Source organism: Pseudomonas sp. WS 5078, from assembly GCF_012985745.1.
In the GTDB taxonomy this organism is placed as follows: Bacteria; Pseudomonadota; Gammaproteobacteria; order Pseudomonadales; family Pseudomonadaceae; genus Aquipseudomonas; species Aquipseudomonas lundensis_A.
On sequence record NZ_JAAQWX010000004.1, the window covers coordinates 68,412 to 94,937 of the forward strand.

General features: G+C 59.7%; 30 protein-coding genes. 14 read left to right on the top strand and 16 right to left on the bottom strand.

Annotated elements, in window-relative coordinates; translation table 11 throughout:
• The first annotated feature begins 103 nt into the window (after positions 1-103).
• Positions 104-538 (top strand): MarR family transcriptional regulator, encoded by a 435-nt coding sequence (locus HBN68_RS07450; protein ID WP_094992326.1) that lies wholly within the window; start codon positions 104-106, stop codon positions 536-538.
• Positions 539-587: 49 nt separating this feature from the next.
• Here the strand turns inward: HBN68_RS07450 and HBN68_RS07455 are convergent, their stop codons facing one another.
• A complete protein-coding gene (locus tag HBN68_RS07455; protein WP_169963559.1) occupies positions 588-2,771 on the bottom strand; it encodes a patatin-like phospholipase family protein in 2,184 nt (727 codons plus the stop codon).
• 72 nt (positions 2,772-2,843) lie between these two features.
• On the opposite strand from HBN68_RS07455, the gene HBN68_RS07460 reads away from it, so the two are divergent.
• Complete coding sequence (locus HBN68_RS07460; protein WP_169963557.1) at positions 2,844-3,131, top strand: SelT/SelW/SelH family protein; 288 nt, start codon at positions 2,844-2,846, stop codon at positions 3,129-3,131.
• On the opposite strand, the gene HBN68_RS07465 is transcribed toward HBN68_RS07460, so the two are convergent.
• The 3 genes from HBN68_RS07465 to HBN68_RS07475 form a co-directional block, all read right to left on the bottom strand.
• Positions 3,125-4,015 carry a DMT family transporter gene (locus HBN68_RS07465; RefSeq protein ID WP_169963555.1) on the bottom strand — a complete coding sequence of 297 codons (891 nt, stop codon included), beginning with the start codon at positions 4,013-4,015 and terminating at the stop codon, positions 3,125-3,127. The two genes, HBN68_RS07460 and HBN68_RS07465, sit on opposite strands and share 7 nt — an antisense overlap.
• Before the next feature lie 77 nt (positions 4,016-4,092).
• Positions 4,093-4,845, bottom strand: a complete 753-nt coding sequence (locus HBN68_RS07470) for an AraC family transcriptional regulator (protein ID WP_169963553.1) — start codon at positions 4,843-4,845, stop codon at positions 4,093-4,095.
• A gap of 12 nt (positions 4,846-4,857) precedes the next feature.
• The gene (locus HBN68_RS07475; protein ID WP_094992389.1) at positions 4,858-6,312 is read right to left on the bottom strand and encodes a TrkH family potassium uptake protein; all 1,455 of its coding nucleotides are present in this window, start codon (positions 6,310-6,312) and stop codon (positions 4,858-4,860) included.
• Between the two features lie 119 nt (positions 6,313-6,431).
• Here HBN68_RS07475 and HBN68_RS07480 point away from each other — a divergent pair, with 119 nt between their 5' ends.
• Positions 6,432-6,998, top strand: coding sequence for an NAD(P)H nitroreductase (locus HBN68_RS07480; protein WP_169963551.1), 567 nt, complete (start codon positions 6,432-6,434; stop codon positions 6,996-6,998).
• A gap of 39 nt (positions 6,999-7,037) precedes the next feature.
• Here the strand turns inward: HBN68_RS07480 and HBN68_RS07485 are convergent, their stop codons facing one another.
• From HBN68_RS07485 to HBN68_RS07510, 6 genes are all read right to left on the bottom strand, one after another.
• Entirely contained in the window at positions 7,038-8,372 is a 1,335-nt protein-coding gene (locus tag HBN68_RS07485) for a HAMP domain-containing sensor histidine kinase (protein WP_169963549.1), read from the bottom strand.
• A 79-nt stretch (positions 8,373-8,451) separates the two neighbouring features.
• Positions 8,452-8,883 (bottom strand): Spy/CpxP family protein refolding chaperone, encoded by a 432-nt coding sequence (locus HBN68_RS07490; RefSeq protein WP_094992319.1) that lies wholly within the window; start codon positions 8,881-8,883, stop codon positions 8,452-8,454.
• 129 nt (positions 8,884-9,012) lie between these two features.
• Entirely contained in the window at positions 9,013-9,690 is a 678-nt protein-coding gene (locus HBN68_RS07495; RefSeq protein WP_094992318.1) for a response regulator transcription factor, read from the bottom strand.
• 12 nt (positions 9,691-9,702) lie between these two features.
• Positions 9,703-10,110, bottom strand: coding sequence for a translation initiation factor 2 (locus HBN68_RS07500; RefSeq protein ID WP_169963546.1), 408 nt, complete (start codon positions 10,108-10,110; stop codon positions 9,703-9,705).
• Between the two features lie 109 nt (positions 10,111-10,219).
• A complete protein-coding gene (locus HBN68_RS07505; RefSeq protein ID WP_094992316.1) occupies positions 10,220-10,519 on the bottom strand; it encodes a YciI family protein in 300 nt (99 codons plus the stop codon).
• A gap of 1 nt (position 10,520) precedes the next feature.
• Positions 10,521-11,117: a septation protein A gene (locus tag HBN68_RS07510; RefSeq protein ID WP_094992315.1), complete on the bottom strand. Its 597-nt coding sequence runs from the start codon at positions 11,115-11,117 to the stop codon at positions 10,521-10,523.
• A gap of 84 nt (positions 11,118-11,201) precedes the next feature.
• On the opposite strand from HBN68_RS07510, the gene HBN68_RS07515 reads away from it, so the two are divergent.
• From HBN68_RS07515 to arfB, 8 genes are all read left to right on the top strand, one after another.
• Complete coding sequence (locus HBN68_RS07515) at positions 11,202-12,065, top strand: PHP domain-containing protein (protein ID WP_169963542.1); 864 nt, start codon at positions 11,202-11,204, stop codon at positions 12,063-12,065.
• Positions 12,066-12,078: 13 nt separating this feature from the next.
• Positions 12,079-12,708, top strand: a complete 630-nt coding sequence (locus HBN68_RS07520; RefSeq protein WP_094992313.1) for an L-threonylcarbamoyladenylate synthase — start codon at positions 12,079-12,081, stop codon at positions 12,706-12,708.
• 128 nt (positions 12,709-12,836) lie between these two features.
• Positions 12,837-13,535 carry a ScpA family protein gene (locus HBN68_RS07525; protein ID WP_169963634.1) on the top strand — a complete coding sequence of 233 codons (699 nt, stop codon included), beginning with the start codon at positions 12,837-12,839 and terminating at the stop codon, positions 13,533-13,535.
• Positions 13,536-13,547: 12 nt separating this feature from the next.
• Positions 13,548-14,471, top strand: coding sequence for an SMC-Scp complex subunit ScpB (gene scpB, locus HBN68_RS07530; RefSeq protein WP_169963540.1), 924 nt, complete (start codon positions 13,548-13,550; stop codon positions 14,469-14,471).
• A gap of 50 nt (positions 14,472-14,521) precedes the next feature.
• The gene (locus HBN68_RS07535) at positions 14,522-14,713 is read left to right on the top strand and encodes a DUF1289 domain-containing protein (protein WP_169963538.1); all 192 of its coding nucleotides are present in this window, start codon (positions 14,522-14,524) and stop codon (positions 14,711-14,713) included.
• 144 nt (positions 14,714-14,857) lie between these two features.
• Positions 14,858-16,054 (top strand): 23S rRNA pseudouridine(2605) synthase RluB, encoded by a 1,197-nt coding sequence (gene rluB, locus HBN68_RS07540; RefSeq protein ID WP_169963536.1) that lies wholly within the window; start codon positions 14,858-14,860, stop codon positions 16,052-16,054.
• A 672-nt stretch (positions 16,055-16,726) separates the two neighbouring features.
• A complete protein-coding gene (locus tag HBN68_RS07545; RefSeq protein ID WP_094992308.1) occupies positions 16,727-18,145 on the top strand; it encodes an amino acid permease in 1,419 nt (472 codons plus the stop codon).
• Positions 18,146-18,235: 90 nt separating this feature from the next.
• Positions 18,236-18,649 (top strand): alternative ribosome rescue aminoacyl-tRNA hydrolase ArfB, encoded by a 414-nt coding sequence (gene arfB, locus HBN68_RS07550; RefSeq protein WP_094992307.1) that lies wholly within the window; start codon positions 18,236-18,238, stop codon positions 18,647-18,649.
• A 10-nt stretch (positions 18,650-18,659) separates the two neighbouring features.
• Here the strand turns inward: arfB and HBN68_RS07555 are convergent, their stop codons facing one another.
• The 6 genes from HBN68_RS07555 to phhA all read right to left on the bottom strand — a co-directional run bounded on the left by HBN68_RS07555 (position 18,660) and on the right by phhA (position 22,850).
• Entirely contained in the window at positions 18,660-19,835 is a 1,176-nt protein-coding gene (locus HBN68_RS07555) for an MFS transporter (RefSeq protein WP_169963534.1), read from the bottom strand.
• Positions 19,836-19,853: 18 nt separating this feature from the next.
• Positions 19,854-20,030: a hypothetical protein gene (locus HBN68_RS07560; RefSeq protein ID WP_094992305.1), complete on the bottom strand. Its 177-nt coding sequence runs from the start codon at positions 20,028-20,030 to the stop codon at positions 19,854-19,856.
• A gap of 89 nt (positions 20,031-20,119) precedes the next feature.
• Positions 20,120-20,251, bottom strand: a complete 132-nt coding sequence (locus HBN68_RS22135; protein WP_262373482.1) for a hypothetical protein — start codon at positions 20,249-20,251, stop codon at positions 20,120-20,122.
• A 195-nt stretch (positions 20,252-20,446) separates the two neighbouring features.
• The gene (locus tag HBN68_RS07565; protein WP_169963532.1) at positions 20,447-21,646 is read right to left on the bottom strand and encodes an amino acid aminotransferase; all 1,200 of its coding nucleotides are present in this window, start codon (positions 21,644-21,646) and stop codon (positions 20,447-20,449) included.
• On the bottom strand, positions 21,643-21,999 hold the full coding sequence (locus HBN68_RS07570) for a 4a-hydroxytetrahydrobiopterin dehydratase (protein WP_094992303.1): 357 nt from the start codon (positions 21,997-21,999) through the stop codon (positions 21,643-21,645). The genes HBN68_RS07565 and HBN68_RS07570 overlap by 4 nt, the downstream gene beginning before the upstream one ends.
• 59 nt (positions 22,000-22,058) lie before the next feature.
• Entirely contained in the window at positions 22,059-22,850 is a 792-nt protein-coding gene (gene phhA, locus HBN68_RS07575) for a phenylalanine 4-monooxygenase (protein WP_094992302.1), read from the bottom strand.
• Between the two features lie 273 nt (positions 22,851-23,123).
• On the opposite strand from phhA, the gene HBN68_RS07580 reads away from it, so the two are divergent.
• The 3 genes from HBN68_RS07580 (at position 23,124) to flgG (ending at position 26,489) form a co-directional block, all read left to right on the top strand.
• The gene (locus HBN68_RS07580; RefSeq protein ID WP_094992301.1) at positions 23,124-24,686 is read left to right on the top strand and encodes a sigma-54-dependent transcriptional regulator; all 1,563 of its coding nucleotides are present in this window, start codon (positions 23,124-23,126) and stop codon (positions 24,684-24,686) included.
• A 232-nt stretch (positions 24,687-24,918) separates the two neighbouring features.
• The gene (locus tag HBN68_RS07585; RefSeq protein ID WP_047275987.1) at positions 24,919-25,659 is read left to right on the top strand and encodes a flagellar basal body rod protein FlgF; all 741 of its coding nucleotides are present in this window, start codon (positions 24,919-24,921) and stop codon (positions 25,657-25,659) included.
• Between the two features lie 44 nt (positions 25,660-25,703).
• On the top strand, positions 25,704-26,489 hold the full coding sequence (flgG, locus tag HBN68_RS07590) for a flagellar basal-body rod protein FlgG (RefSeq protein WP_047275985.1): 786 nt from the start codon (positions 25,704-25,706) through the stop codon (positions 26,487-26,489).
• Positions 26,490-26,526 lie beyond the last annotated feature (37 nt).

Consider the following 26,526-nt stretch of genomic DNA (forward strand, 5'->3'; position numbering starts at 1 on the left):
TGTAACGTTTCAGTGACTTCAGGGTCTTGCCTATTAACAGGCTCCATGCTTAGCTGCCTAACAATTAGTTTCACTCTATTTCAGTCTAATCATTGAGTTTTTTATGCCTTTAACCGATCAACACCGTTTCGGTATGCAACTGGCCCAAATGTCTCGCGGTTGGCGTGCCGAACTGGATCGGCGCCTCGCGGGTCTGGGGTTGTCGCAGGCGCGCTGGCTGGTGCTGTTGCATCTGGCCCGTTTTGAAGGGGCGCCCACTCAGCGCGAGCTGGCTCAAAGCGTTGGTGTAGAAGGGCCAACGCTTGCCCGTTTGCTGGACAGCCTGGAAGCGCAGGGCCTGGTGCAGCGCCATGCTGTGATGGAAGACCGCCGGGCAAAAAAAATCGTTTTGAGTGAGACCGCTCGGCCCTTGATTGGCCAGATTGAAGCCATTGCTTCGGCCCTGCGCCAGGAGTTGTTTGTGGGCATTACCGAAGAAGAACAACAGATCTGCATGCGGGTGCACAAGCGGATCCTGGACAACCTCGAAAAAAATTGAGCAACCCCCTTTCCTGCAAGGGCCTGCGCCAGCCCTTGCAGTCCAGACGTCAGAACGTCTGTCCCAGATTCAAATACAACGCCTTCTGATCATCATCATTAAAGCCATAGCTGAAGTTGAGCGGGCCCAATGGTGTGTCGAACCCGATAAAGACGCTGGCGGCATTGATGTAACCGCTGTCGAATTCATTGTCGTTGTTCCAGGCGCGCCCGCGCTCCAGCGAGGCACCCGCATACAGCGGGAAATCAAACGGCAAGTAGGAGCGCGGCGTCAGGCGGCGGTAGTAGACGGCGCGCATCAGGCTGATGTTTTGCCCTGAGATGGCGTCCTGACGGAACCCGGACAGTTGCCGCGCACCGCCTAGCAGGAAGCTGGAGGTCACCACTTCGGCCTTGTCCAGTGTGCGTCCGTAGCGTCCACCCAGAATCCATGTGTTGGGACCGGCGCTCAGCGCTTTGTCCAGGTGGAATTCCCACTGGCGGTAACGATCGTCCGACCCAAGCGCCGGGTCGAACTGACGCACGCTTAAGCCAATGTCTTCGCCCTCATGGGGGAAGTACACGTTATCCAGCGAGTCGAATGAGTACTTAATGTCATAAAAGCCTTCGTTGAAGCTGGTGCTCGGCAGGTCGCGTTCGCCAATTCTCACGTCCGCTTTACCCCACGCTTCACCAACACCCAGACGAATCTCACCGCTATTGCCAATTTGACGGCCAAAGTTCAAGCCAAAACCGTAGCGCTCCAGCCGGTACTCGGCAATCGGGTCATTGTCGAGAATGGCTTCTACGTTCTGCGACTGTGCATGCAGGTAGGGCGCGACAAAATACCGCGAACCCGCATCGAGTGGCTGATAGAACTCGCTGTACAGCTCTTGCTGATCGCCGATCTGCACCCGCGTCAGCCATTCGGCGCCCAGGGTGTTGATGCCGTTGACCCGGTAACTGGCGCCGATGTTGAAGGCGCTGTCGCCTCGCATGTCGTCGGACAGGTTCAGCCCCAGGCGCAGGTAATCGGTGCCGCTGCGTTTGCCGCGTGCGCTGATGACCAGGGTCCGCTCATTGCCCTTGTGCACCACGCGGTATTGCACCTGTTCGAAATAATCCAGCCCGTACAACGTGCCCATGTCCCGCTGCAGGCGACCCAAGTCCAACGGCTCGCCCACGGGTTGGCGGATGTAATAGCGAATCACCGAGTCGCCGATTTTCGAGTCGTTTTCGATTTTGATGGCGGTGATGACCGGGGTGCGCTCTTCGGGAGAACGGGCGGCGTTGAGCTGTGCGTCAGACGGCTGACGCAACCCGCTCATGCGCGTGGCGAGGACTTGAGTGGCGCGGTAGCCAGCGTCAATGATGTCTTGCGAGCGGCCAAAGTCGGTCACGCCATAACTGGCCAGTGCGGGCTGGATCAGGATGTCGTCGGGCGTCAAGGAGGCCAACTGCACTTCTGAGTTGCTGCGGGTCATCAGCGTGATGGATTGATTCAGGATGTCGAATACCGTGTTGAGCTGCTTGCGGCCGCGCAATGGCGTGCCGATATCGACCACGATCACCAGGTCGACGCCCATTTCGCGGGCCACATCCACGGGGATGTTGTCGACCATGCCACCGTCCACCAGCAACTGCCCGTTGATCTCGACCGGTGCGAACACAGCCGGAATCGACATGCTGGCGCGGATCACTTGCGGGAGGTGGCCTTTACGAAAAACCACCTTCTCGCCATTGACGATGTCGGTGGCCACGGCGCGAAACGGGATCGGCAGCTTGTCGAAATCGCGGACATCACTGCTGTGTGCCAGCAGACTTTCGAGCAGCAATGACAGGTTTTGCCCCTGAATCACGCCGAGCGGCAGGCCCAGGCTGCCATCATCACGGAAGCTCAGTTTTTGCTTGACCAGAAAGTCGCGGTCATCCTGTTTACGTCGGAACGGGACGTCTTCGCGCGCCGGCGCGTCGGACAGCGCTTCTTGCCAATCGATGCCGAGTGCGAGTTTTTCCAGTTCGTCGATTTTGTACCCCGAGGCGTACAGCCCGCCGATCACTGCGCCCATGCTGGTGCCCGCGATCGCGTCAATGTGGATGCCTTGCTCTTCCAGCGCCTTGAGCACGCCCACGTGGGCCAGCCCGCGGGCAGCGCCGCCGGAGAGTACCAGCCCGATTTTCGGCTGCGTTTTTTCAGCGGCAAACAGCACCAATGGGCACAGGCAAAGCAGTAAACAACAAAGCAGGCGGCGCATCTTGAATCTCTGGGCAAGCGACAAAGGCGGCTATTATAGCGGCGCCTTTCTCTTCAAGAGCTTTCGAACATCATGTCAATGAACAAGCCGCACATCGTCATCACGTATTGCACTCAATGCCAATGGCTACTGCGCGCGGCGTGGCTGGCTCAGGAACTGCTCAGCACCTTCGCGGACGACCTTGGGCGTGTGGCGCTGGAGCCGGGCACTGGTGGTGTCTTTCGCATCACCTGTGACGACGTGCAGATCTGGGAGCGCAAAGCCGACGGTGGCTTCCCGGAGGCCAAGGTACTCAAGCAGCGGGTGCGGGACCAGATTGACCCGCAACGCGAACTGGGGCACAACGACCGGGCTCAGTGAGCGGCGTCCGGCTTCACGTTGGCCGGGACGGGGCCACTGGCCATACGGCTGGAAACCACAATCGCGATGATGATCAGCGCGCCGCCCAGCAGCATGCGCAGGGTTGGGGTTTCGTGGAACAACAGCCACGCCAGTGTGATGCCATACACCGGCTCTAGCGCGAACACCACGGCCGCCGTGCGGGCCTTGATGACCGCGAGGCTGGCCACGAACAGGCTATGGGCGACGCCGGTGCAGAGCACGCCGAGCAGGCCGATCCACAGCCAGTCGAGCGGGCGTACGGTGCTCAGTTGCGGCGCGCCAAACGGCAGCAGACACACAGCGACCACTGCGTTTTGCCACATGGCCGCTTGCACGGCGGGGACGCGCCCGGCATTGGCGCGGTTGTTGAGTGACAACAATGAAAACGTCAGGCCTGAAGCGATGGCCCACAGCAGCCCTTCCGTGGCCTGACTCGCCAGGTCAAAACTGGGGGTGACCAGAATCAGCCCGACGCTGACCAGTACCACCAGCACGATTTCGTTGAAGCGAATGCGCTCGCGAAAGATCAGCCCTTCGAGCAGCACGGTAAACGCCGGGAAGCTGGCAAAGCCCAAGGTGGCAATGGCGACCCCGGCGACCTTGACCGCGATAAAAAAACTCACCCAGTGCGCGGCCAGCAGCAATCCGCTGAGCAGCAGGTTGCGTGCGTCTTTTAACGTAATCGGGTGCCAGCGCGATTGCCGGGAAAGGCTGGCGAAGCAGGCGAGGGCGATGACGGCGAAACCGGCGCGGCCCAACACAATCACACTGGCCGACGCCGCCGCAAGTTTGCCGAACACGCCGGTGAGGCCAAACATCAACGCGCCGATATGCAAGGCGCCCAAGGCGGTACGCGGAGTCATTACAATCCTTAAGTCGTTTCAGGCTTGGCGTGCAGTCTAGGGTGTCGGGCGAGCCGTTGTCTGTCGCGAAACAGGGCTTAATTGTCGCCAGACTCGCGGCGCAATGCGCGAGGGGACGCGCCGAACTCGCGCAGCATGGCCGCGGCAAAAGCACTTTGTGAGTTGTAACCGACGCGGCTGGCCACCTCACCCACTGCCAGCGAGGTCTGGCGCAGCAGGTACAACGCGTGACGCAAACGGCGCTGGCGAGCGTAGTCCATAGGCGTTTGCCCGCACTCGCTAAGAAAGCGGCTGTGTAAACGGGCGCAGGACAGACCTGCAACACGTGCCAGATCGGCCACTTGCAGCGGGTAAGCAGCGTTCTGATCGATGTAGGCATCGAGCGTGGCAAAAGGCAGGCGTTTACCCGGGGCAGGGCTGGAGGCGTTCAAACTGGCGAGCAACAGGATCGCCCCTTGCCGGGCGATCAACGGGTCTGCTACCGGGCTTGCGGCGAGCCACTGCACCAGTTGCTTTTGACGCGGGTCGAGGGTGTGTTGGGCTGCGGTGCCCAGCAAGCGTCGACTGGCCTCGGCGTGGGTACCCAGCGTGTCTTGCAGCCATTGCTCGTCAGGCACATCCAGCACCAGGCATCGACTGCCCTGTGGGCTGTCGCAGGCATGGTGGGCACCGGCAGGGATCACCATGACGTGTTGCTGGCGCAACAGGCTGGCACGACCCTCGACTTCAAAATCAAGGGCGCCGGACACATTGATCACCATTTGCGCATGTTCATGAACGTGAGCAATCACGTCTTCATGGTAGTGGCGCAGGGAAAGAATGTGGCCCATTGAGACCTCCGGTCAGTGCCGCCAAAATGCCGGGATGCACAGCACGAACACGGTGATGATCTCCAACCGCCCGAGCAGCATGCCCAACGACAGGATCCACTTGGCCGCATCCGGCAGACTGGCGAAGTTGCCGGACGGGCCAATGATTTCGCCCAGCCCGGGACCCACGCCGGACACCGTACTGGCCGCGCCGGTCAACGCCGTCATCCAGTCCAGCCCCAGCAGCGACAGCGCCAGTGCAATCACGCAGATAGTGATGGCAAAGAAGAATGAAAACGTCAAAATCGAACGCACGATTTCTTCGTCGAGCCGATGGCCGTTGTATTTCTGTTTGATAACGGCGCGCGGGTGAATCAACTGATTAAGGTTGGCCTTGAGCAGGATGTACGCAACCTGAAAGCGGAAAATCTTGATGCCGCCCGCCGTCGAGCCGGAACAGCCGCCGATGAAGCCCAGGTAGAAAAACAGCATCAGTGAGAAGTTGCCCCACAAGCTGTAGTCGCCCAGCGCAAAACCGGTGGTGGTGACCACTGACGTTACGTTCAGCGCAACGTGGCGGAAGGCGTCCCACCAGGGCATGTCGGTGGTCCACCACAACCATGCGCTCAGTACCAGCCAGGTCACCAGCAGCAGGCCCAGCAAGCCTTGCACCTGCTGGTCCTTGATCAAGGCTTTGCGATGGCCGCGCAGGGTGGCGACGTAGAGTGTGAAGGGCATGCTGCCCATGATCATGACGCCGATGGCCACCCAGTGCACCGCCGGTTGCGACCATTTGGCCAGCGACTGGTCGGAGGTCGAGAACCCGCCGGTGGAAATGGCTGACATGGCATGGTTGATCGAATCGAACACGCTCATCCCGGCCCACCAGAATGCGAGGCTGCCGAGGATCGTAATACCGACGTAGGTCGCAACAATAAGGCGCGCAACCATGTGTGAGCGCGGCATGACTTTTTCGGAACGGTCAGAGGATTCGGTCTGGAACAGGCGCATGCCACCGATGCGCAGCAGCGGCAGGATCGCCACCGCCATGCCGATAAAGCCGATACCACCGAGCCAGTGCAGCATGGAGCGCCACATCAGGATGCCGGGGGACATGGTGTCCAGCCCGCTCAAGACAGTGGAGCCGGTGGCGGTGATGCCGGACATGCTTTCGAAAAACGAGTCGGTGTAACTGATGTGCTGGGTGAGCAAAAACGGCAGCGCAGCAAAGATGCACACGATGAGCCAGCTCGACACGGTCAGCAGGTACATGTCACGGGGGCGCAGGTGTACTTGCTCGGGGCGGCCCGGAAGCACCAGTGCCAGGCCGGCGATGAAGGTGATCAGGCTGGCCCACAGAAAGGACGGCAGATCGCCCATATGGTCGTAAATCACCAGGGTGAGCATGGGCACGGCCATGCTGATTGCCAACGTAATCAGGAAGATGCCGATTACAAAACCAATGATGCGTAGAGTCGGCAACGCCATGAAGTCAGCTCGGGCATGAAAGAGGGGCGCCATTCTACCTGTGGGCCCGGCTATGTAAACCGCCAGACATTGAGGAGATACCGTTAGAATAGCCGCACATTTTCTTCAGGAGGTGGCCAATGGAGGCTCTCGACGCTTTGCTCAATCGTGTTTCTGCCCCGCGTCTGGTTGAACCGGCGCCCACGGCCGAGCAACGTGAGGTACTGTTTGCGGCCGCCCTGCGCGCGCCGGATCACGGGCAATTGCGCCCATATCGGTTTTTGAGCATCGAAGGCGATGCGCGCAACCGTTTGGGTGAAGTCCTGGCGCAGGCCGTGCAGGCCCAGGGTGGCGAGGTGACGGAGGCTGCGTTGGACAAGGCGCGTGCCATGCCCCTGCGCGCACCGTTGGTGGTGGTGGTGATTGCGCGCTTGCAGGATCACGTCAAAGTGCCCAAAACCGAGCAGTTGATTACTGCTGGCTGTGCGGCGCACGCCATTGAACTGGCGGCTTATGCCCAAGGCGTTGGCGCTGTGTGGCGCACGGGCGAGTTGTCCCATGCACCGTTGGTCACGGCCGCTTTAGGGTTGCAAGAAGGCGAAGAAATCATCGCGTTCCTGTACCTCGGCACACCGCTCAAAGAAATGCGCGATGCGCCCAAGGTCGATACTGCTGAATTTGTACAGGTGTGGTCGGCGGCCAACTGATCGCCACCCGCCCGCGCTGACCGGCTGCGCGGGGCTGCTTCACAGGTTGCCGTCGGGTGTCAGCGGCAACTCCAGCGTGGCGATGAACCCGCCTTCGGGATGGTTGGCCACGATCAGCCTTCCGCCATGCCGTTCAGCCGCGCGCCGGGCGATGGCCAGTCCAAGACCATGGCCTGCGGCCGTCTGACCGGGCGCGCGAAAGAACGGCTCGCCCAGTTGAGCCAGGTGCTCGGGTGCCACCCCCGGGCCGTGATCGCGCACGCTAACGTTGATGTGCTCGCCTTTACTAAATGCCCTCAACTCAATCGGCTGGCCCGGTGGGTTGAAGCGCTGCGCGTTACGCAGCAGATTATCCACGGCACGCTCAATCATAGTGGGCCAGCCCGTCAGGCTCAGCCCCGGCTCGGCCTCCAGCTGAATCCTTTGCTCCGGTGCGCTCAGGGCCGCGTCTTTTTGCAGGTTATTGAGCAACGGGTTGAGGTCAACGTGCTCGGCGCTGGCCTGGTCGGCGTCTACGCGGGCCAGCGCCAGAATTTCACTGATCAAAGATTCCAGCCGGTCACATTCGCGGGTCAGGCGCGGCCATAGCTTTTCGCGTTCTTCGGGGCCTGCGCGTTCAGCCAGCGCTAATGCGATGCGCAGACGCGCCAAGGGTGAGCGCAACTCGTGGGACACGTCGCGCAGCAGTTGACGCTGGCTGCTGATCAAGCTTTGCAGGCGCGCGCCCATACGGTTGAAGTCGGTGGCCAGGACACCAAACTCGTCGCGCCGCGAGGCCAGCCGCGCCAGGCTGTTCTGCTGGTAGGTGGTTTGTCCCAGGTCATGCACGGCCACGCGCAAGCGGCTGAGCGGGCGGGTGATAGACAAGGTCACCAGCAAGCTGAAGAGGGTCAGCACCACCAGCGCTATGCCCAGCGCACTCAGTGGCCAGATCAGGCTTTGACGGTGCCAGGCGTCCAGTTCTGGGTGCGGGATGCGGTAGATCAGCAGGTACGTGTCGGCTGTTTGCGGGCTGGTGTACTCGACGGTCAGGCGGCGCCATGGCAACGGGTCTTCACCCGGATGCTGGCGGGCCTCCCAGGCAGCCGCCCGGCGTGGGAAGGTGCCGCGCACCACAGGGTCGCCGCTTTCGTTGAGCACCTGCACATCAATGTGATAACGGCGCTTGCGCCGCTCAAGGAATTCCTGGGCTGCGTCTGCGCCCTGGGTTTCATAGCGCTGGGTCCATTCTTGCGCCAGATTCGAGATGCCGGGGTGACGGCTCAGAATCCACGCGTCCTGGTTGAGCATGTGCCCCAGCAAGAGTGACAGCCCGGCGACCAAGGCTATCGCCAGCCAAAAGCTGGCCAGAATGCGCCAAAACAGTGATCGCACGGTAGGTCCTCATCATGACGTGAGTGAAACGCGCAAAGCCCAACGGCTGGGAGGCCGTTGGGCTTGGCATGTGCGCGGATTATTGCGCTTTTTGAGTTTGCTGTGCTTTCCAGTCTTTGAACTCTTTCCATTCAGCTTTACGTTCGGCGCGCTGCTTTTGCATTTCGTCGAAGCGCTTTTGCTGTTCAGGCTTGAGCAGGGCACGAATGTCCTTCTGGGTTTTTTCGTGCTTGGCTGCGATTTCGTCTTTCAGCGCTTTTTGATCAGCGGCTGGCAGTTTTTCCAGGTACTTGTCGACCAACTGTTTGCGTTCGTGCATTTGCTCGCCCATCAGCTTGCCGATTTGCTGGCGCTGTTCGCGGGTCAAGTCCAGTTGGCTGTAAGGTGCGTCGCCGCGACCATGGTGTTCACTGCCGTGACGTGGACCCATTGGGCCTTCGCTACCCGGCATGGCCATTGCGACGGTTGGCAGAGCTGCAGCAAACATCAAAGCAATAAGCGTCTTACGCATGGTGTGTCTCCTTTTAGTACGTTCCGGTGAATCCGGATGCGCTCAGTTTAGGGACATCAAGGTCAAGCGCTGTCAGCCAAGCGTAAAGCTTGAGTAAAGAGGGGTTTGCCTCGGGTTTACACACGCGCATCAAGCGCTATAGAAATACCCGCGGCTGCGCAGTGCCACAATGCGCGGGCGACCGTCCGGATGAGGGCCGATCTTCTTGCGCAGGTTGCTGACATGCATGTCCAGGCTGCGGTCATACAATGTCAGTTTGCGGCCCAGCGCCAGTTGCGCCAGTTCCTGCTTGTCAAGCGGCTCGCCCGGTTGGCGCAGCAGCGCTTCGAGGATGCGGCTTTCGGAGACAGTGAGGGTGATGTCATGTTGATTGAGGGTGACCACGCCGCGCATGGGGCTGAAGCACAGGTCGCCCAGCTCCATCTGGCTTGACGCGGGCGCCGGGTGGCTGCGTCGCAGCACGGCACGCAGGCGCGCGGTCAGCTCCCGCGGGTCGCAAGGCTTGGCCAGGTAATCATCGGCCCCCAGCTCCAGCCCCAGAATGCGGTCCAGCGGCTCGCCCCGGGCCGAGAGCATCAGCACCGGCAGCTCCGGGTGGTCGTTACGCAATTGCTTAAGCAGTTCCAGGCCGCTGCCGTCGGGCAGCATCACATCCAGAACTACGGCGTCGGGGCTTGATTCGCTCAATGCCTTGCGTGCGCTCAAACCATCGTGGCAGGCGCGCACATGAAAGCCTTCCTGGCTCAGCCAACTGGTCAGGAGTTCACACAACTCCTGGTCATCATCTATCAGTAACAGGTCGCTCATGACTCACTCTATTTATAGCCATTGCCGACGCTGTTTACGTCCGCCGCCGGCGAAGATACCGCAGAGTAGGGCCAATAGGGCAACTGCGCCACCAATCACAAACCACTGTTGTGAATCAGTCAGCAGATTAAAACCCGGGCTGGAACCGTTTTTTTCGAGCTGCTGCTTGAGTTGCTGGTTTTCCTTGCGCAGTTGTGCGAGCTGGCTGCTTTCGCGCGGGGTGTCGGCGTTTTTCAGGGCCTGAGTCAGTTCACCGCGCAGGCGTTCACTGTCGGCCAGGCGCTGCTGCAAGTCAGTGATGCGCGCACCGGCGCTCAATGAAAGCGGCACGGAAGTATCGGGGGCGGGAGCGTCTTCAGCATGGGCGAGATGGCCCAGCGATAACATGATCAACAGCACACACAGCAAACCTTGGCGCATCGCAACTCCTCATTCCTGGCGGGATTCGGAGAGGTTGTCGGCCGCTGATCGGAAAGAATGAGGCCAACAGCGCAGCGAACCGCAGGTGCGGTCACGCTGCGCCGTGGGCTCAGGGCAGAACTTGCTTGAACGGCTTGACGGTCACGTGGGCATACACGCCGGCAGCCACGTACGGATCGGCGTCGGCCCATGCTTGCGCAGCGCTGAGCGAGTCGAACTCCGCGACAATCAGGCTGCCGCTGAAACCGGCCGGGCCCGGGTCATTGCTGTCGATGGCCGGGTGCGGACCAGCCAGGACCACTCGGCCTTCCTGTTTGAGTTGCTGCAAGCGCTCAAGGTGCGCCGGGCGTGCGGCCAGACGTGCTTCAAGCGAGTTGTCGACATCAGTGGCAATGATTGCGTAGAGCATGTCAATCCTCGGTTTTGGAGGTTGGAGTGTCGGAATCATGCAGGTGGCGCGACAGGTAAATGCCCTGGCCCACCAGGAACAGCACGGTCATGCCGAGGCTGCCGAAGACTTTGAAGTCGACCCAGATGCTCTGGAAAGTGAACGCCACAAACAGGTTGGCGGCACCGCAGAACACAAAAAAGGCGATCCACGCCAGGTTCAGGCGTGTCCACACGGCATCCGGCAGGCTCAGGGCGTGGCCCATGACGCGTTTGATCAGCAGTGTGTTACCGATAAAGTGGCTACCGGCAAACACCAGCGCAAACAGCCAGTTCACCACCGGGGCTTTCCACTTGAGGAAGGTCTCGCTGTGGAACGCAAGCGTCAGGCTGCCGAATACCAGGCAGGCAATTAGCGTCAGCCATTGGCTTTTTTCAAGTTTGCGTTGTTTGAAAAACAGAATGCCGTACACCACCAGTGAGCTGATGATCAGCATGGCGGTCGCGCTGAAAATGCCCCCGAAGGTCAGGCTATGGCCTGCAATGTCGACGGCGCGTGGCTCGATTTTGTAGACGATGAAAAACAGTAGCAGCGGGATGAAGTCGATGAATTGTTTCACAGTGGCAGCCAGAAGCAGGATGTGGCGGCATAATAACAAACATCAATGACAGCGAAAGCGTCAGCTAGAGGTTATTAAATCCCCGTGGAAATTGACTTGCATTGCCATAGCACAGCGTCGGACGGCGCGTTGGCGCCTGCGGTTCTGGTGGCGCGTGCGTTCGAGAAAGGTGTGCGAGTCCTGGCCCTGACCGATCACGACACACTTGAAGGCCTTGATGAGGCTCGCACAGCGGCTCAGGCGCTGAACATGCAACTGGTGAACGGCGTTGAATTGTCCTGTACCTGGGGCGGCGCCACGATTCATATATTGGGTTACGGTTTTGACGTTCAGGCCCCGGCGTTGGTCCAGGCCATTGCGGCGTTGCATGATGGTCGCTGGCTAAGGGCCGAAGAAATCAGCCGCAAGCTTGCCCTTAAAGGCATGCCCGGCGCACTCGAAGGCGCGCGGGCCATTCAGGCTGCGCTGGGTGACAGCGGTAACGCCCCGGCGCGTCCACATTTCGCTGATTTTCTGGTCGAGGCCGGCTACGTCAAGGACCGCGCCGAAGCGTTTCGCAAATGGCTGGGCGCCGGCAAGCTGGGCGACGTCAAGCAGCATTGGCCGACGCTGGAAGAGACCGTGGGCACCCTGCGTGCAGCAGGGGCCTGGGTCAGCCTGGCGCATCCTTCGCATTACGATTTCACTCGCAGCAAGCGTCGGCGCCTGATTGGCGACTATATTCAAGCGGGAGGTCACGCAATCGAGGTGGTCAATGGCTATCAACCCGCCGATCAAGTGGGCAGCCTGGCGATTCTGGCCCGTGAGTTCGGTTTGCTGGTGACTGCCGGCAGCGATTTTCATGGCCCGGGAGGATGGTCCGAGATCGGCGAATACCGCCCGCTACCGGACGACCTGCCGCCTCTGTGGTCTCGTTTCAAATTGGACCCGTCCACAGCCAACGTCTGAACAGGTACACAACGTGAGTCAATTTTTCCAGATTCATCCGGAGAATCCTCAGCCGCGTCTGATCAAACAGGCGGTCGAGATCATTAAAAAAGGCGGTGTGGTGATTTATCCCACCGATTCGTCCTACGCTGTCGGTTGCCAAATGGGCAACAAGGATGCGATTGATCGCATCAAACGCCTGCGTAATCTGGACGACAAACACAACTTCACTTTGATGTGCCGCGACCTGTCGCAACTGGGCCTGTTCGCCAAGGTCGATACCGGCACGTTCCGGTTGCTTAAGGTTCATACGCCGGGCCCGTATACGTTCATTCTCAACGCCACCCGTGAAGTGCCGCGCCTGCTGTTGCATCCCAAGCGCCGTACCATCGGCATGCGCGTGCCCAGCCATCCGCTGGCCTTGGCCCTGCTGGCTGAACTGGGCGAGCCGCTGATGAGTGTCACGCTGATCCTGCCGGGTGAAACCGAGCCGATGGAAGATCCCTACGAGATCCGCGACAGGCTGGAAAAACAGGTCGACCTGATCATTGATGGCGGTTTCGGTGGGCACAAAGCCAGTACCGTAATCAGCCTGGTGGATGACGAACCGCAGGTGGTACGGGTGGGTTGCGGTGATCCCACGCCCTTTATGGTCGAGGCCTGATGTCTGACGTTGAAGTGATTGAACCTGTAGACCCGCAAGCCGATGCGCAGCAAGAGTTGCCGTTCGCCATGGTCTACGGCCAGGCCGTCATTGAAATGCCGCAAGACCTGTACATCCCCCCGGATGCGCTGGAGGTGTTTCTCGACGCGTTCGAAGGCCCGCTTGACTTGCTGCTGTACCTGATCCGCAAACAGAATATCGACATCCTCGACATCCCGGTGGCGGAAATCACTCGCCAGTACATGGGGTATGTCGAGCTGATGAAGACCGTGCGTCTGGAGTTGGCCGCCGAATACTTGGTGATGGCGGCCATGCTGGCCGAAATCAAATCGCGCATGCTGTTACCGCGTTCAGCCGAGGTTGAAGAAGACGAGGGCGACCCACGTGCCGAACTGATTCGCCGCTTGCAGCAGTACGAGCGTTTTAAAGCTGCGGCGCAAGGCATTGACGAGCTTGAGCGGGTAGGGCGTGACGTGTTTGTGCCCAAACTGGATGCCCCCGAAGCCCGGGCGCGCAAGCTGGTGCCGGACGTGGCCCTTGAAGAGTTGTTGATGTCGATGGCCGAGGTGCTGCGGCGCACCGACATGTTTGAAAGCCATCAGGTCAGCCGCGAAGCCCTGTCCACCCGCGAGCGCATGAGCGATGTGCTGGAACGCCTGAAAGGCGGTGGCTTTGTGCCATTTGTCGAACTGTTTACGGCACAAGAAGGGCGTTTGGGTGTGGTGGTGACGTTTATGGCCATCCTTGAGCTGGTCAAGGAATCCTTGATCGAGTTGGTGCAAAACGAGCCCTACGCGGCGATCCATGTGCGGGCGCGAGCCGAATAAAGAGCTGAAACCATGAATTTGACTGATCCCCGCGAGCTGGCCCTGTTGCTGGAGGCGTTTCTGTTGGCCTCGGGCAAGCCGCAAAGCCTTGAGCGTTTGTTCGAGCTGTTTGAGGAAGGCGAGCGTCCGGAGCCGCCCGTGTTTAAAAAAGCGTTGGAGCTGCTGCGAAAATCCTGCCAGGGCCGCTCTTTTGAGCTTAAAGAAGTAGCGTCCGGCTACCGCCTGCAAATCCGCGACACGTTTTCGCCGTGGGTCGGGCGTTTGTGGGAAGAGCGCCCGCAGCGCTATTCCCGGGCGATGCTTGAAACCATGGCGCTGATTGCTTACCGACAGCCCATCACCCGTGGCGAGATCGAAGATGTGCGGGGCGTGGCGGTCAATAGCCACATCGTCAAAACCTTGCTCGAACGTGAGTGGATTCGCGTGGTGGGCTATCGCGAAGTGCCGGGCCGTCCTGCGATGTTTGCCACCACCAAGGCATTTCTCGATCACTTCAACCTGAAAAACCTCGACGACCTGCCGCCACTGGCCCAATTGCGCGAACTGGAGCCCGACCCGATTCTCGATTTCGACGATGCGCCTGTGCCCGAGCACATTCAGGCGTTGGCGGATGCCAGCGCCGAGCCTGAAGAGCCGAAAGACGAAACCAGTTTCCGCACCCTGTTGACGGAACTGGATTCCATGGAAGAAGGTCTGAAAATCGACTTTGACGACTTGCTGCGTGACGACTTGGTCAAAGAGGCGGTTGTGCCTGACATGGCGGTTGAACCTGAAGTCGAACCCGCGCTGCCGCCAGGTGATGCGGAGCAGGCACGCAGCCAGTTACTGGCGGCGGTGGCGGCACTGGAGTTGCCCCCTGTCATGAGCGACGAAGACGCCGAAGCGCTGGCATTGGCCGAAGCCATCGAGCAGGAGCGTCTTGAACGCGAAGAGTGATCCGGCTAACCGCGCATTCTCAGCGACCCCACGTAACGGGAGCACAGGTGATGAGTTCAACCAAAGACCCCTGCATCAGCGTCTGTAGGTTCTCCGATGACGTCTGTATCGGGTGCGGGCGCACCAAGCGTGAAATCAAGGCCTGGAAGAAACTCGACAAAGACGAAAAGCGTGGGGTGCTGGCGCAAGCTGACCTGCGTTTGCTTGCGCTTGGCGCCACCGGCCGGCGGAAAAAGAAATAGACCGGGCATAACACGCCCGGCCTTTGATGCGAAATGCGCAAGATCAGCGTATGATTCGCGACCCTTCGGCGCGCAGTCGCGTGCCAGGGCCTATTTTTAACACTTCAGGCGCCCGCCTGAATTGACACACCGGGAGGTGCCCAGATGAGTGATTTAACCCCTAAAGACGACCAGGAAATTGGCCCAGCAGGCGAGAAGCTGCAAAAGGTCCTCGCCCGTATTGGCGTCGGTTCGCGTCGCGACGTAGAGGCCTGGATCAGTCAGGGCCGGATCAAGGTCAATGGCAAGGATGCAACGCTGGGTTTGCGCGTTGACCTGCATGACGCCATTTCCATCGATGGCAAAGTGATCAAGCGCGAAGAGGCTGCCGAATCGGTGCGCCGCGTGATCATGTACAACAAGCCCGATGGCGAAATCTGCACCCGTGACGACCCGGAAGGCCGTCCAACCGTGTTCGACAAATTGCCGCGTCCGAAAGAAGGCCGCTGGATCAATATCGGTCGTCTCGACATCAACACCACCGGTTTGCTGATGTTCACCACTGACGGTGAGCTGGCCAACCGCCTGATGCACCCTTCCTACGAAATGGACCGTGAATACGCGGTACGTGTGCGTGGTGAAGTGGATGACGAGATGATCGAGCGCCTCAAGGCGGGCGTGGTGCTGGAAGACGGCCCTGCGCGCTTTACCGACATCAAACAGGCACCGGGTGGCGAAGGGTTCAACCACTGGTATCACTGCGTGGTGATGGAAGGCCGTAACCGCGAAGTGCGTCGTCTGTGGGAATCCCAAGGGTTGGTGGTCAGCCGCCTGAAACGCGTGCGTTTCGGCCCGGTGTTCCTCAACTCTGACCTGCCGATGGGTCGCTGGCGTGAAATGAGTCAGTACGAGGTGGACATCCTCAGTGCTGAAGTCGGTCTCACACCGGTTGCCATGCCTGAGATGAATGCCAAGAGCAAAGACAAGCTTGAGCGTATGCAGCGCAAGTCGTCGCGTCCTGTGGCCCGTGCCGACCGTGTTGCCCGCACCTTGCGCCCTGCCAACGGTGAGCCTGCTGCCCCGCGTCCAGCGCGTCAGCCGCACATCGAAGGTGAGCGCCCGGGTCGTCCGGCCCGTGATGAGGCTGCGCGTCCTGCGCGCAAGCCAGCCGGCCGCACTGATCGCGTGCCTGCGGGCCGCGGTGCGCCGGTTGCCGAGCGCCCGAGCGACGTCAACAAGCGTCCTGCCAAGCCGTCTCGCCAGGGTCCAAAACTGGTTGACGATGCGCCGTCAGGCAAGCGTCGTGGCGCCCCGGCCGGTTCGGGTCAGCGCCCTGGCTTCGGTCGTCGCAAGCCGCAATAAGCGTTTAACGCCGTTCAGGAAACGCCAGCCTTCGGGCTGGCGTTTTTTTTTGGGGGTTTCAAAAACCCGATGCGCACAATGGCGCTGCCAGCTGACTGAGTGTTTGGTTTATTCATTCAAAATCAATGAATTAGACCTGCGGCAATCGGTCGCTCAGTGCCACGGGGCGTTTACAGTGGAAATATTTCTTTACGAGTCGTCAAGTAAACGTGACGTTTTGTGCCGTTTATCGAGCGTTCGCGCGAAATGATCACTTTGTGTATAGGAAATGTTCCGCGTTTTACAGATTTGTGACGTTTGAGGACTCATCTGCGGCTTGTTTCGTATTGCAAGCGGCGGTGTGATGGGATCTTGCCTTCGAGCAGGTGTACAATGCGCGGCGTTTTACCTGTGACTCAATTGCGTACCCGCGCATTTTGCGCCGCTCAGCGATGTGCTGACTGGCCAAAACCTCGAGGCAAACCCGCCTTGTAAACTCCGCGATGCCATAAGCATTGCGGGTCCGATTCCGTCACAGATAAAAACAAACAGGTGACGCATGACTCGTGAAACAACCTTGGATTCCTGGCGCCTGCGCTGGGGTTTGATTTGTGTTGTAGACCCTTCGATCACTGCCGGTGCTCAAGCGAAAACGCACTGAACGACATCAAACCTTGTGTGGGACCCTTTTCAATGAGTGGACAAACCTCGCATTCGGGCGAGCTTAAACGCGGCCTGAAAAATCGTCATATCCAACTGATTGCCCTGGGTGGCGCGATTGGTACAGGCCTGTTCCTCGGCTCGGCCGGTGTGCTGAAATCGGCCGGCCCGTCGATGATTCTGGGCTATGCGATCTGCGGCTTTATTGCCTTCATGATCATGCGCCAGTTGGGCGAAATGATTGTCGAAGAGCCGGTTGCCGGCTCTTTCAGCCACTTTGCACATAAATACTGGGGCGGTTTCGCTGGCTTCATGTCGGGCTGGAACTGCTGGGTGCTGTACATCCTGGTAGGTATGTCAGAGCTGACCGCGGTCGGTAAGTACGTGCACTACTGGTGGCCCGAGATCCCGACCTGGGCCTCGGCGGCGGCTTTTTTCGTGCTGATTAACGTCATCAACCTGACCAACGTCAAAGTCTTTGGCGAGGCTGAATTCTGGTTCGCCATCATCAAGGTCGTGGCCATTGTCGGCATGATTGCTCTGGGCAGCTATTTGCTGGTCAGTGGCAGCGGCGGCCCGCAAGCGTCGGTCAGCAACCTGTGGGAACACGGCGGGTTTTTCCCTAATGGCATGACCGGCCTGGTGATGGCCATGGCGTTCATCATGTTCTCTTTCGGGGGGCTCGAAATGCTCGGTTTCACCGCCGCTGAAGCCGACAAACCACGCACCGTGATCCCGAAAGCGATCAATCAGGTGATCTACCGCATCCTGATTTTCTACATCGGCGCCCTGGTAGTGCTGTTGTCCCTGACGCCATGGGATTCGCTGCTTGAAACCCTGAACGCCGGTGGCGACAGCTACAGCAGCAGCCCGTTCGTGCAAGTGTTCTCGATGCTGGGCAGCAACACCGCGGCACACATCCTCAACTTTGTGGTCTTGACCGCTGCATTGTCGGTGTACAACAGCGGCACGTACTGCAACAGCCGCATGCTGTTGGGTATGGCTCAACAAGGTGACGCACCGAAAGTGCTGTCCAAAATCGACAAGCGCGGCGTGCCGGTCAACTCGATTCTGGCCTCGGCTGCCGTGACCGTCATTGCGGTGCTGCTCAACTACCTGATGCCTCACGATGCACTGGAACTGCTGATGTCGCTGGTGGTAGCTACCTTGGTCATCAACTGGGCGATGATCAGCTTTTCCCACGTCAAGTTCCGCCAGCACATGAACAAAACGGCACAAACCCCGTTGTTCAAGGCCTTGTGGTACCCCTACGGCAACTATGTGTGCCTGGCGTTTGTGGCGTTCATTCTGGTCATCATGCTGATGATCCCGGGCATCCGCGTGTCGGTTTACGCGATCCCGGTGTGGGTGATCTTCATGTGGGTCTGCTACCTGATCAAGAGCAAGCGCGAGGTGCACGCCTCGGCAGCGGCTTACAGTTCAGCCAAATAAGCTGAGCGGTTCGTCATGACAAACCCGGCCATTGCGCCGGGTTTGTCGTTTGTGGGGTATCCTGCAGGCCCTGATAAAGGACCCTTTTTAATGCTGGTCATCTCCAACAACGTCCACATCCCTGACGCCGAGATCGAACTCACGGCCATTCGCGCCCAGGGTGCGGGCGGGCAGAACGTCAACAAAGTTTCAAGCGCCATGCACCTGCGCTTCGACATTCCCAACTCGTCCTTGCCGCCGTTTTACAAGGAGCGGTTGCTGGCGCTGCGTGACAGTCGGATTACCAGTGAGGGCGTGCTCATCATCAAGGCGCAGCAATACCGTACCCAGGAGCAAAACCGCGCCGATGCCCTTGAACGCTTGCTTGAGCTGATCGTCAGTGCAACCAAGGTGGAGAAAAAACGTCGTCCGACCAAGCCGACGTTGGGGTCTAAAACCCGTCGGCTGGAGTCCAAGAGCAAGCGCGGCACGATCAAGGCCGGGCGCGGCAAAGTGGATTTCTAGGCGTCGCTGGTTAGCGGTTGCGTGCCTGTCGGTACAGATACAGGCTCAGCATCAGCCCGCTGAACGCGGCCAGTGCGGCGAACAGGAAGATCGACGCAAAGCCGAAACCGGCTGCCACGGCGCCCACCAGCGGGCCAGTAATGCCCAGTGACAAGTCAATGAACAGCGAATACGCCCCAACGGCCGCGCCCCGGCTGGAAGCGGGCACCAGGTTCACCGCCTCGACCCCCAAGGCCGGGAACACCAGCGAAAAGCCAAACCCGCTCAATGCCGCACCGGCCAATGCCAGTTGCGGGTTTGGCGCCAGCCATAACAGCAGCAAGCCCACGGTTTCGACGCTCAGGCAGGCGATCGCTACCCGGAAGCCGCCAAGGCGATTGATCATGTTGCCAAACAGCAGCCGCGCCCCGATAAAGCTGGCGCCAAACAGGCTCAGGCACAGGACGGCGTTTTCCCAGTTGCGGGTTGCGTAGTACAGGGTGATAAACGTGGCGATGGTGCCAAAACCGATGGAGCCCAGTGCCAGCCCGGTGCCATGGGGCAGCACCCGGCCCAGCACATGCAGGAACGGCAGGCGTACGCCACTGACAATCGGCGCGGCCAGCTTTGGCCATGCCAGCAGCAGGCCCAGGGTGGCCAAGGCGATGATGCTTGCGCCCATGCTCCACATGCCCCAATGGTTGACCATCATTACCCCCAGCGGCGCGCCGATGGCGATTGCGCCATAGCTGGCGATACCGTTCCAGGAAATGACCTTGGCCGTGTTCTGTGCACCGACGCGACCGATGCCCCAGCCGATCGAACCCGAGCCTACCAGGCTTTCGGCGCTGCCCAATACCAGTCGGCCGAGCAGCAGGCTGGTGAGGCTCAATGCAGGCATGGCCGACAACCCGCTGGACACCAGCATGAAGACGCCGCTCAGCCCGCACCCGGCCAGGCCATACATCACTGCGCGTTTGCTGCCCAGGTTGTCGATGATGCGGCTGGCATAAGGGCGGCTGAGCAAGGTGGCCAAATACTGCACGCTGATCACCAGCCCGGCGATGACCGTGCCGTAGCCCAAATGGTTGTGCACGTAGCCGGGCAGAACGGCCAGCGGGATGCCGATATTCAAATAGCCAATGAAGGTAAACAGAACGATGGACACCACTTGCAGGGTGATCGCCAGTGGACGTTGTTCGGTCATGGGGCAGGTCCTGCGGGGTTAGAGCGGTGCAACCAGTCGGGTTGCGATCAGGGCGGCCAGTGCGTTTTCTTGCGTGCCGAAACGCTGGAGCAGGGTGGCTTGTTTTTCCGGGGTAAGACGGTCCCACAGCTCGATCATTTGCTCGGCTGTGCCGATCAGTACGCTGGCCTGTGTGTCGTCGAAAGAGTCAGTCACGCTGTTGTCCGGGGGAATAGAGAAGAGGGGCGATTGTGTCAGGCGGTATGAAAAGCTGAAAGCTTTTCGCACCGCCTGAGTGCGAACCGTCAGTCTTCGCTGTCGGCCTTGAGGCTTTCAGGCGCCTCGTCCAGTGCGGTTTTTTCGCCGCTGGTGTGTTGCGGGGTTGGCTGCTGAGTTTCATGCAGGCTTGGGAAGGGGAGGTTTGGGATTTCGTGCATCGTCGCGCTCCTCGCAAGGTGTGTTTTTAAATCGCCGGGTAACTCCGCGCTTTTAAAAAGCTAGGACAGGATACATGACCGGGTGTGACAATTTGTCTTTTTTTATGTCTGGCGGGGGATTGTGGCGAACGTTTCATGTAGCGGTTGTCGTGTTGCTGCCGGAGCGAATGTGCCCGCTCCGGCAGATTCAACGCGTCAGTGCGTGCAGACCTGTGCGATGGCTTTAGCCAGCAGGTTCAGGCGCGTGCCGTCGACCCCGGCCATGTTGGCGCGTCCAGAACCGACCATGTACACGCTGTGCTTGTCGCGCAGCAATTGCACTTGATCGGCGCTCAAGCCAGTGTAGGAAAACATCCCGCGCTGTTGAGTGATATGAGCAAAATGCTCGGCCAGGCCAAAGGGCGTCAGTGCCTCCACCAGACCGCTGCGCAATTGCGCGATCCGGCTGCGCATGGCTTCTACTTCAGCGGCCCACAGGGTTTTAAGTTGCTCGTCACCCAGGATGGTCGCCACCACCGCAGCGCCATGGTCCGGCGGGTTGGACCACAGGTTGCGCGCCAGGTAGGCCAGTTGACTGCGGATGTCCGTCAGTTTCTCGGCGTCACTGGCGCACACGATCAAGGCACCCACACGTTCGCGGTACAGGCCGAAGTTTTTCGAGCAGGAGCTTGTGATCAGCAGTTCAGGCAGTTCACGGGCAAACAGGCGCGTGGACCACGCGTCTTGCTCAAGGCCATCACCGAAGCCCTGATAGGCGAAATCGATCAGCGGCAACAGCTCGCGACGCTTCACCACGTCCAGTACCTGATGCCAGTCGTCTTGCGACAGATCGAAGCCGGTCGGGTTGTGGCAGCAGGCGTGCAACAGCACCACGTCACCTTTGGGTGCCTGTTCCAGCGCCGCCAGCATCGCGGCCACGTTTAGCGTGTTGTCACTGCCCACATACGGGTAGTGGCTGATCTTCAACCCGGCGGCGGCAAAAATGGTTTCGTGGATCGGCCAGGTCGGGTCGCTTAACCAGATACCACGCCCCGGCAAGCACTGAGCAATAAAGTCGGCACTCAAGCGCAAGGCACCGGTGCCACCCGGGGTTTGGGTGGCGCCGGCGCGTTTGGCGCTCAAAAGTGGCGAATCGGCACCCAGCACCAGTTCGCTGATCAACTGGCCAAAACGGCTGTCGCCATGCCCGCCGATGTAGGTTTTGGTCTGCTGCTGGTCCACCAGGCGCTGTTCGGCCTGTTTGACCGATTTCAAAATCGGCGTCAGCCCGTTGGCATCCTTGTACACGCCCACGCCCAAATCGAACTTGTTCGGGTTGGTGTCCTGATTGTAGGCGTCCATCAGGCCCAGAATCGGGTCCCCCGGTACCCGGCCAATGGCCGCGAAGTGCTTCATTTGCGGCCTTCGGCGGTTTTAGCCACTTCGTCAGTGCGCGCGGCCATGATGAAGTCGTTACGGTGCAAGCCCTTGATGGAGTGGCTCCACCAGGTCACGGTCACTTTGCCCCACTCAGTCAGCAGGCCCGGGTGATGGCCTTCCGCTTCGGAAATTTCACCGACGGCGTTGGTGAATGCCAGGGCGAATTTGAAGTTTTTGAACAGAAAGACCTTTTCCAGTTGCATCACGCCGTCGCGAACTTCGATGTTCCAGTCCGGGATCTGTTTGATCAGTACCGGCAGTTCTTCGTCGCTGACCTGTGGAGCATCGGCGCGGCAGGCTTCGCAGTGGGCTTGGTTCAGTGCGTTCATGGTGTGTTCCTGAAGTCAGTTTTTCTTATGTGTGCAAAAAAGTAAGCAAAGGGGGCGGATCACGCCGCCTTGGGTTTAGGCGGAAACTTGGGCGCATGCAGGCCCAGCGCCATGCCTTTTTCAACCAGCCCCATGATGTCTTCATGGGCGAGGTCGAACAGTCGCTTCAAGTCCGGCAAGACAAAATACAGCGGCTGCAAAATGTCGATGCGGTAAGGCGTGCGCATCGCCTCCAGCGGGTCGAAGGCCTGATGTTCCGGTTCTGAGGACAGGCTGTAAACCGTTTCTTTTGGCGATGAAAGAATACCGCCGCCATAGATGCGTTTGCCCTCAGGCGTATCCACCAGCCCGAACTCAATGGTCATCCAGTACAGGCGGGCCAAATACACGCGCTGTTCCTTGGTGGCTTGCAAACCCAGCTTGCCGTAGGTGTGGGTGAACTCTGCAAACCAGGGGTTGGTCAGCAGTGGGCAGTGGCCGAAAATCTCGTGAAAAATGTCAGGCTCTTGCAGGTAATCCAGCTCTTCAGGCGTGCGAATAAATGTCGCGACCGGAAACTGCTTATTGGCCAGCAATTCGAAGAAGGTTTGAAACGGGATCAGCGCCGGGACGCGTGCGACCTGCCACCCCGTGGTTTCACCCAGGACTTTGTTGATCTCGCTCAACTGCGGAATGCGGTCGTGGGGCAAGCCCAGTTTGTCGATGCCTTGCATGTACTCAGGGCAGGCACGGCCTTCAAGCAGCTTCAACTGGCGGGTGATCAGCGTGTTCCACACCCCGTGCTCGGCAGGTGTGTAGTCGATAAAGCCATCGGCATCAGGCTCGCGGGCGACGTATTTCGTTTGCTTCATGGGGCTCTCCGCAAGGAAATCGTTTTTATTATTCGGTGTGTGGCGATGACCTAGTGATACCCCAAAAGACCCGAGAGTGGTGCTGGCGAAAAGCCGTTAATGCTGGGATGATGCACGGCATTCGTAAACTATTCGTTACGAGCTGGGTTCCGGGCAGAGCTTCTTATGCCAATCTAACGCCAAACTGTCACAAAAACGTGACGTTGAAATCGCCGGTAGCGCACAAACGCACTGCTGCCTGGACCCTTCGCCCACCTATTCGAGCCTGCCGCCATGCGCATCAAAGTTCACTGCCAAAACCGGATTGGCATACTGCGTGACATCCTCAACCTGTTGGTAGCCTACGGTATCAACGTCAAGCGCGGTGAAGTGGGCGGCGACCAGGGCAATGCGATCTACTTGTACTGCCCGAACCTGATTAACCTGCAGTTTCAGGCGCTGCGCCCCAAGTTCGAGACCATCGCCGGTGTCTTTGGCGTCAAGCGCGTAGGGCTGATGCCCAGCGAGCGTCGGCACATGGAGCTCAATGCATTGCTCGGCGCGCTGGAGTTTCCGGTCTTGTCCATCGACATGGGCGGCTCCATTGTGGCGGCCAACCGCGCTGCGGCTCAGTTGCTCGGGGTACGCGTGGATGAGGTGCCCGGCATCGCGCTGTCGCGCTACGCCGAAGATTTCGACCTGCCGGAGCTGGTGCGCGCCAACAAGTCGCGGATCAACGGGTTGCGGGTCAAGATCAAGGGGCACGTCTTTCTGGCGGATATTGCGCCCCTGCAATTGGAAAGCGATGACAGCGAGGCCATGGCCGGCGCCGTCCTGACCCTGCACCGCGCCGACCGCGTGGGCGAGCAGATTTACAACGTGCGCAAACAAGAGCTGCGCGGCTTTGACAGTATTTTCCAGAGTTCCAAAGTGATGGCCGCGGTGGTGCGTGAGGCGCGGCGCATGGCGCCTCTGGATGCCCCTCTATTAATAGAAGGCGAAACCGGTACGGGCAAAGAGCTACTGGCGCGCGCCTGCCATCTCGCCAGCCCGCGCGGGCAGTCGCCGTTGATGGCACTCAACTGCGCCGGATTGCCGGAGTCCATGGCCGAAACCGAGCTGTTCGGTTACGGCCCCGGGGCTTTTGAGGGGGCACGGGCCGAAGGCAAGCTCGGGCTGTTGGAGCTGACCGCAGGCGGTACGTTGTTTCTCGATGGTGTGGGCGAAATGAGCCCGCGGTTGCAGGTCAAACTCCTGCGTTTCTTGCAGGATGGTTGCTTCCGTCGGGTGGGCAGTGATGAAGAGGTCTACCTCGATGTGCGGGTGATGTGCGCCACCCAAGTGGATTTGTCGGAACTGTGCGCAAAAGGTGAATTTCGTCAGGACCTTTATCACCGCCTGAACGTGCTGTCGCTGCACATCCCGCCTTTGCGCGAATGCCTGGACGGGCTTGAGCCGCTGGTCGAGCATTTTCTGGACCAGGCCAGCCGTCAGATTGGCTGCGCGTTGCCGCGCCTGGCGCCCGCTGCGATGGACCGCCTGCGTCATTACCACTGGCCGGGCAATGTGCGCCAATTGGAAAACGTACTGTTTCAGGCCGTGTCTTTGTGTGATGGCGGCGTGGTCAAGGCTGAGCACATTCGCTTGCCGGATTACGGGGTGCGTCAGCCGCTGGGCGAGTTTTCGATGGAGGGCGGGTTGGATCAGATTGTCGGCCGTTTCGAGAAAACGGTGTTGGAACGTCTGTATTCCGAACACCCCAGTAGCCGTTTGCTCGGCAAGCGGCTGGGTGTTTCGCACACCACCATCGCCAATAAACTGCGCGAATACGACATCCTCAAACCCGGCAAAGACTGAGCCAGGCGTGTAATCGCTGCACCGGCACGGTGTCGCATGGGCGACGCCTTGCCGCAAACGGCACCCTTGCGCCGTTTTTACGTCTTATCGTGCTCTTCACTTTCCTGTCGTTTACCTCCTGGCCCAATCAAACCGGGCTTTTTCGCCGTCAAAAAAAAGTTGGTGCGCAAATTGCTTAGAGCTCTGCAGTACAGCGGTGGGCGGCAAGCGTCCGTCAGGCAGAGGAAAGACTGTGGACAAGTACCTTTATGTGGCAATGACCGGCGCCAGCCAGAACGCACTGGCGCAGAAGGCGCATGCCAACAATCTGGCGAACATCTCAACCAACGGTTTTCAACGTGACCTTGAACAGGCGCGTTCGATGCCGGTGTTCGGCGACAGCTTTCCGGCGCGTGCCTTTGCACTGTCGGAACGCCCGGCCACGGACTTCACACCCGGCGCACTGGTAGAAACCGGGCGTGACCTGGACGTGGCGGTGCAGGGCAATGGCTGGCTGGCCGTGCAAGCGCCTGACGGCAGCGAAGCCTACGTGCGCACGGCGAGCATGAACGTCGATGCCCTGGGCATTTTGCGGGCCGGCAACGGCATGCCGATCATGGGCAATGGCGGGCCGATTGCCGTACCGCCGCAGCAACAGATCGAAGTCGGGGAAGATGGCACCATCAGCATCCGCGCCATGGGCGAAGGCCCGCGAGTGATGGCTGAAGTCGACCGGATCAAGATGGTGCAGCCCGACCTGAAGAACATGACCAAGGGCCTCGACGGTTTGATCCACACCAAAGACGGTCAGCCAGCGGTGGCGGATGCCAACGTGCGTGTGGTGTCGGGCTTTCTGGAAGCCAGCAACGTCAACGCGGTGGATGAAATGACCTCGGTGCTGGCCCTGGCCAAGCAGTTCGAGCTGCACATCAAGATGATGAACACCGCCAAAGAAGACGATCAGGCCATGACGCGCGTCCTGTCCATCAGCTAATTATTTAACGCGGCGCCGAAAAACCGGCGCGCGAGGAGAACTGCATGCTTCCGGCACTCTGGGTTGCTAAAACAGGTTTGGCTGCACAAGACACCAACCTGACCACTATTTCCAACAACTTGGCCAACGTATCGACCACGGGCTTCAAGCGTGATCGGGCCGAGTTCCAGGACTTGCTTTACCAGATCAAACGCCAGCCCGGCGCGCAATCGACCCAGGACAGCGAGTTGCCTTCGGGCCTGCAAGTGGGTACGGGTGTGCGCATCGTGGGCACGCAGAAGAACTTTCAGGCCGGTAGCCTGCAAACCACCGAGCAGCCGCTCGACCTGGCCATCAACGGCCGTGGTTTTTTCCAGATCATGCAGCCGGACGGCACCACGTCCTACACCCGTGACGGTACTTTCCATCTCGATTCCAACGGCCAGATCGTGACGGCCAATGGTTTTGCGCTGGAGCCGGCGATTGTGGTTCCGCCTGACGCGCAGACCTTCACCGTGGGCCAGGACGGCACCGTGTCGGTGACCATCGCCGGCAACCCGGCCGCGCAAGTGATCGGCAACCTGCAAACCGCCGACTTCATCAACCCGGCCGGCTTGCAGGCTCAGGGCGGCAACCTGTTCCTGGAAACCGCTTCCAGCGGTGCGCCGCAAATCGGTACACCGGGCCTGAACGGTTTCGGTCTGACCATGCAAAGCATGCTTGAGACGTCCAACGTCAGCACCGTGGAAGAAATGGTCAACATGATCACCACGCAGCGCGCCTACGAGATGAACTCCAAAGTCATCTCTACCGCCGACCAAATGCTGTCGTTCGTTACGCAAAATCTGTAATCACGTAGACAAGGCGGCCTGACGGTCGCCTGCACGC